Below are 4,552 nucleotides of genomic sequence, written 5' to 3'. Positions count from 1 at the left end.
GCGCGGGGCGAGGGGGTCGTGGGGGATATGGAGGGTGTAGTCCCATGCGGGTGTCTGCGGGGGTTCGCTGGTCATGCGAGTCTCCTGATTCTTGGAGGAGTTGACGTCCGCGTGGTGGCTGGAACGGTGGCTCTGCCGCGCGTCATAAGGCACGCCCGTGCCGGGGCAGTAGGCATGAAGAGAGCGCGGTGCGCTTCCGCTCACGCTCGCACGCAGTGTGAGTGGCGTGACACACACCGTAGAGGATTGGGGGTACAGGTGCTACCGACTTCGTGGAACTAGTACTCCCTGGATCTTCTGGGTTGACGACGGCAGACTGTGTTCGATCGAGGAGAGAGGCCCATGCCACCGAGAAGTTCCCCTACGCCCCGTCAGCAGCGTCTGGGAGTTGAGCTGCGCAAACTCCGTGAGCGCGCTGGGCTTTCTGCCGCCGAAGCCGCGTCCATGCTCGGGGTCGACCGTGCGAAGGTCAGCAGCATCGAAACCGGCCGCGTGGGATTGAGTGCGGAACGGGTGCGCGCGATCGCCTGCCAATACGACTGCGCGGATCAAGCACTCATCGATGCGCTCGCCGCGATGACAGGGCGCCGCACTCACCGTTGGTGGGAGGAGTACCAGGGTGTCCTGCCGACCGGATTCCTGGACCTGGCCGAACTGGAACACCACGCCGTGAAGTTGCGCACGTCCCAGACGGCCACCTTGCCGGGTCTCCTGCAGACGGCCGACCACGCACGAGCGCTCTTTCAGCAGGCCGTGCCCGAGCTGCCGCCCCACGAGCTGGAGCATCGTGTCTCCCACTGCATGAAACGCCAAGTCGTCCTGGATCGGGACCAGCCTCTGGAGTACACCGCGATCATCCACGAGGCGGCTCTGCGTATGCAGTTCGGCGGTAAGGCGGTTGTACGGGCGCAGCTTCGCCACATCGCCGAGATGGGCGAGCGCGACCACATCACTGTCCTCGTCCTCCCCTTCGAGGCGGGTGCGTTCCCAGGCCCCGGTCAGACGGTCCTCTACGCGTTCGGTCCCGTGCCCCAGTTGGACACCGTGCAGCTCGATGCGGCACACGGACTCGCGTTCCTGGACGCGGAAGCCCAGTTGGGGAAGTACCGCAGCATTCTCGACCGACTCGAGTCCCTCGCGCTTGAGGCGAGCGAGTCCCGCGACTTCATTCACCACGTCGCGAAAACACTGTGAAAGGCACAACCTTGTCCACCCTGGAATGGCATAAGTCCTCCTACTGTCAGGAGGGGAACAACTGCATCAACCTTGCCGCCGCCCCCGACGGAGCGATCCGTCTCCGCGAAAGCGAAGCGCCGGATGTCATCGTCACCACAACCCCAACCGCCCTCGGGGCCCTCATACGCGCCGCGAAGGCGGGCGAGTTCGACCATCTGACCCGCTGAGCCACTGGCTTCCGGCCCGCGGGCGGCGTTGCCGATCACTGAGGTACCGTCGATTCGACGGCGACCACGTCATACGAGCGGGGGAGGCCCAGGGTGGGCGGCAACCGAAGGGTCATGGACATATCGACGGCCGACTTACAGTCGTCCGCACCGACCTTTCAGCATCAGAGCGAGGCGCTGCGCCAGGCCGCGCAGACCTTGAGGACCACGCTCGACAATCTGGGCGCGCCGTGGGGTGGTGATGAGCAGGGCAGGGAGTTCGAGAACGCCTACGCGCCGAACTGGGCCGCGATCGAGCAGTCTGTCGGCGTTCTTGTCGAGGGCTTGGCCAGCATCCATCTCGCCATGAAGAAGATGGCCGAAGGGCATGCCGGCAACGAGGCGTTGACCGAGGGTATGTTCAAGCCGCATGACTCCCGGGGTGGGCGTTGATGGGGGCGTTCGAGGAGACCAAGGAGTACTTGGTCGAGTCGCTGGGTATGTGGTGGCCGGACGCGGACGAAGGCCGATTACGTGAAGCTGCCGCCGCGTGGCGTACGTTCGCCGACGCGGTTCACGAGATCACCGGCGCGGCGCACCGTAGCGCTCAGGATGTCATTGAGCACAACTCCGGTGCTTCGATTGAGGCCTTCGACGAGTTCTGGCGGCGGTATGTGCGCCGGGGTGCGGGCTGGCTGCCGGATCTGGAGGACTCGGCCCGTGCCATGGCCAAGGCGCTGGACGACTACGCCGACGACATCGGCGGCGTCAAGAGCCGGATCGACACGCAGCTGGAGATCGCTGCCGCGGTCATCGCCGCGGGTATCGGCCTGTCGGTAGCCACGGCGGGCCTGGCGGCTGGAGCGGCGGCAACCGCCACAGCCACCATCGTGGAACTCGCCGCCACTCTCGGTGTGTCCGTCTCCACCGGCATTGCCCAGATCGCCGCCACCACGATGGTCGGTGTCTGCTTCGGCGGCATCGAATCCGTCACCGTCGAACTCGCCGTCGCCCAACCCCTCCGCATCAAAACCGGCCTCCAGGACGGCTTCGACCTCCAACAGGCCCAAGAAGCAGGCTTCTACGGCGCCCTCCTCGGCGGCACCTTGACCGGCGCCGCCAGCGCATACAAGTCCATCCAGGACACGGGCGGCTTCAAAGAAGCACTGACCGGTGTCAACCTCAATCTCCGTCCCCCAACCCTGCTGGCACCGCACGACGTTGTGCCTATCGGCCCCGCAGGAAGACCGCTCCTACGCGAAGGCGACTGGAACGCCTGGCCCCGAGGCAAACGCAAGGGGGCCGTCAGCCCCAAGCACCGAGCGGACCTGAAAGGCGACGAGGGAGCCAAGGGCGCGCATACGATCGACAGGCATGTCGGTAAGGCCGACGCTGAACTACGGGCGCGACTGCGCACGGATCCGACCATTACCGGCAGTTCCAGCTTCCTCGATGAGGCCTCCGCTCAGCGTTTTGCGGATGCCGCGATACTGGACAAACAAAGTGAGGTCGGCAGGTGGCTGGACGGCGGAAAGAGTCCGTCGAAGGTCATCGAGGTACAGTTTGAGGAGGTCACCGGCCGCAGCCTGTCTCGCGAAGATTTCCTACGAGGTACGGGGCCGCACGACGTAAACGGCATCAGAGTCGTTCTTCGACGCGATCCCGACATGGAAAGCGGGTTCCGTATCCAAACGTCGTTTCCCGTCTCCTAGGACTGCAGAGGACTGACTATGAGCCACCCCCGAGACCTTGCGGCCTATGAGCGGTTCCCGGCTCTCCATGAGCTCCTCGACTCCTACGCGTCGGACGGCTACATCTTCACGGACACAGCCGACCGGCCGGGCCCCGCCCTCCAGGCCTATGCACGCCTGGCGCACGACTCGCCGGACCGACTCGAACTGGTCCTCAGGGAGATCGACGACCTTCTCCGCATCGGGCTGTTCAGCGAGGAGATCGCAGACGACGTCGATCTGCTTCCACACATCGAACCGCCCGCGGGAGTAACTGTCGAGCAGTGTCTTCGCGTCATTCGTGACCATCTCGTGCGGATGGGCGACGGTGAATTCCTGGTGCAGTTCACGGCGCCGGAGACCTCCTGGGAGTGGAGAGCCCGATTTCCGGAGTTGCACCAACTGCTCGGTGCCTACTTCCATCAGGACTTCTCGCTCGATTACGACTCCCACCAAGAAGCCTTGGACGACTACCTTTCCGGCGCCTCGACAGCCGATATCCGGCAAGCCGCTGATCAGATCCGTGCTTTCTTGTCGTTGATCGGAACCGATCAGGAACTCGGCCGAGCTGCCCAAACTCTCGGGCTTGAGGTCTATTCCCCCAAGGGTGTTCCACTCCGCCAATGGCTCACGGACATCTCAGTCCTCTTCGACCGGAGGATCGAGAACTAGGATTTCCTCATGACCGAAGCTGCGTCCGGCATCGAAGCTGTCGCGTTCGACGTGGGGGAGACGTTGGTGCGGGACGACCGGTACTGGGGGGACTGGGCCGACTGGATCGGGGTGTCGCGGCACACGTTGGCCGTGCTGGTCGGGGCCGTTGTGGCGCGGGGTGGCGACGCTCACGAGGCGATTCGGCTCGCGAGGCCGGGGACGGGCGTCGCGGCCGAGTACGCGGCGCGGGAAGCGGCCGGGAGCGGGGAGCGGTTGGAGGAGGGAGACCTGTATCCGGACGTGCGGCCCGTGCTCACGCGGCTGCGGCGGGCCGGCGTACGGGTCGTGGTCGCCGGGAACCAGAGTGCGCGCGCAGCCGAGTCGCTGCGCGCGCTCGACCTGCCCGCCGACGCGATCGCCACCTCGGGGGAGTGGGGCGTGGCCAAGCCGGAGCGGGCCTTCTACGAGCGCGTCGCCGGGCTCGCGGGTACGGAGCCGGGGCGGGTCCTGTACGTGGGCGACCACCCCGCCAACGACGTGGGCCCCGCGAAGGCGGCGGGGCTGCGCGTGGCGCACATCCGCCGCGGGCCCTGGGGACACCTCTGGGCGGACGCACCGGAGGCCGCGGCGGCTGACTGGCACATCGGATCGCTCACTGAACTGCCTGCGTTGGTGGGGGAGTAGTGGGGGGTGTGCGAGTCCGGCGGCGCACCCTACCCGTCGCTGAGGCGCGGCCAAGCGGCCCCGGGCTCGCCACCGGCCTTTACGGCCCCGGGCTCGCCACCG

6 protein-coding genes and 1 pseudogene are annotated in these 4,552 nt (G+C 66.3%); 6 read left to right on the top strand and 1 reads right to left on the bottom strand.

The window, feature by feature from the left end:
- Positions 1–204: pseudogene (locus AOK16_RS27780) on the bottom strand (hypothetical protein); the annotation flags it as partial.
- Positions 205–342: 138 nt separating this feature from the next.
- Here AOK16_RS27780 and AOK16_RS22470 point away from each other — a divergent pair.
- From AOK16_RS22470 to AOK16_RS22450, 6 genes are all read left to right on the top strand, one after another.
- Positions 343–1,194: a helix-turn-helix domain-containing protein gene (locus tag AOK16_RS22470; protein ID WP_055473983.1), complete on the top strand. Its 852-nt coding sequence runs from the start codon at positions 343–345 to the stop codon at positions 1,192–1,194.
- 11 nt (positions 1,195–1,205) lie between these two features.
- The gene (locus AOK16_RS26120; RefSeq protein WP_079101664.1) at positions 1,206–1,403 is read left to right on the top strand and encodes a DUF397 domain-containing protein; all 198 of its coding nucleotides are present in this window, start codon (positions 1,206–1,208) and stop codon (positions 1,401–1,403) included.
- 114 nt (positions 1,404–1,517) lie between these two features.
- Entirely contained in the window at positions 1,518–1,835 is a 318-nt protein-coding gene (locus AOK16_RS22465; RefSeq protein WP_055473982.1) for a WXG100 family type VII secretion target, read from the top strand.
- Positions 1,835–3,094 carry an RNase A-like domain-containing protein gene (locus AOK16_RS22460; RefSeq protein ID WP_055473981.1) on the top strand — a complete coding sequence of 420 codons (1,260 nt, stop codon included), beginning with the start codon at positions 1,835–1,837 and terminating at the stop codon, positions 3,092–3,094. Before AOK16_RS22465 ends, AOK16_RS22460 begins: the two co-directional genes overlap by 1 nt.
- 18 nt (positions 3,095–3,112) lie before the next feature.
- Positions 3,113–3,784, top strand: coding sequence for a contact-dependent growth inhibition system immunity protein (locus AOK16_RS22455; RefSeq protein WP_055473980.1), 672 nt, complete (start codon positions 3,113–3,115; stop codon positions 3,782–3,784).
- Positions 3,785–3,793: 9 nt separating this feature from the next.
- Positions 3,794–4,450, top strand: coding sequence for an HAD family hydrolase (locus tag AOK16_RS22450; protein ID WP_055473979.1), 657 nt, complete (start codon positions 3,794–3,796; stop codon positions 4,448–4,450).
- The last annotated feature ends 102 nt before the right edge of the window (positions 4,451–4,552 follow it).

This window comes from Streptomyces pathocidini (assembly GCF_001418495.1).
GTDB lineage: Bacteria > Actinomycetota > Actinomycetes > Streptomycetales > Streptomycetaceae > Streptomyces > Streptomyces pathocidini.
Note: the sequence above shows the minus strand (reverse complement) of the source record. Positions and strands in the feature narration are given on the sequence as shown.

Bases quoted from the DNA above. Each gene is read 5' to 3' on its own strand.
- AOK16_RS22470 (WP_055473983.1), top strand. From the start codon at position 343: ATGCCACCGAGAAGTTCCCCTACGCCCCGTCAGCAGCGTCTGGGAGTT.
- AOK16_RS22465 (WP_055473982.1), top strand. From the start codon at position 1,518: ATGGACATATCGACGGCCGACTTACAGTCGTCCGCACCGACCTTTCAG.
- AOK16_RS22460 (WP_055473981.1), top strand. From the start codon at position 1,835: ATGGGGGCGTTCGAGGAGACCAAGGAGTACTTGGTCGAGTCGCTGGGT.
- AOK16_RS22455 (WP_055473980.1), top strand. From the start codon at position 3,113: ATGAGCCACCCCCGAGACCTTGCGGCCTATGAGCGGTTCCCGGCTCTC.
- AOK16_RS22450 (WP_055473979.1), top strand. From the start codon at position 3,794: ATGACCGAAGCTGCGTCCGGCATCGAAGCTGTCGCGTTCGACGTGGGG.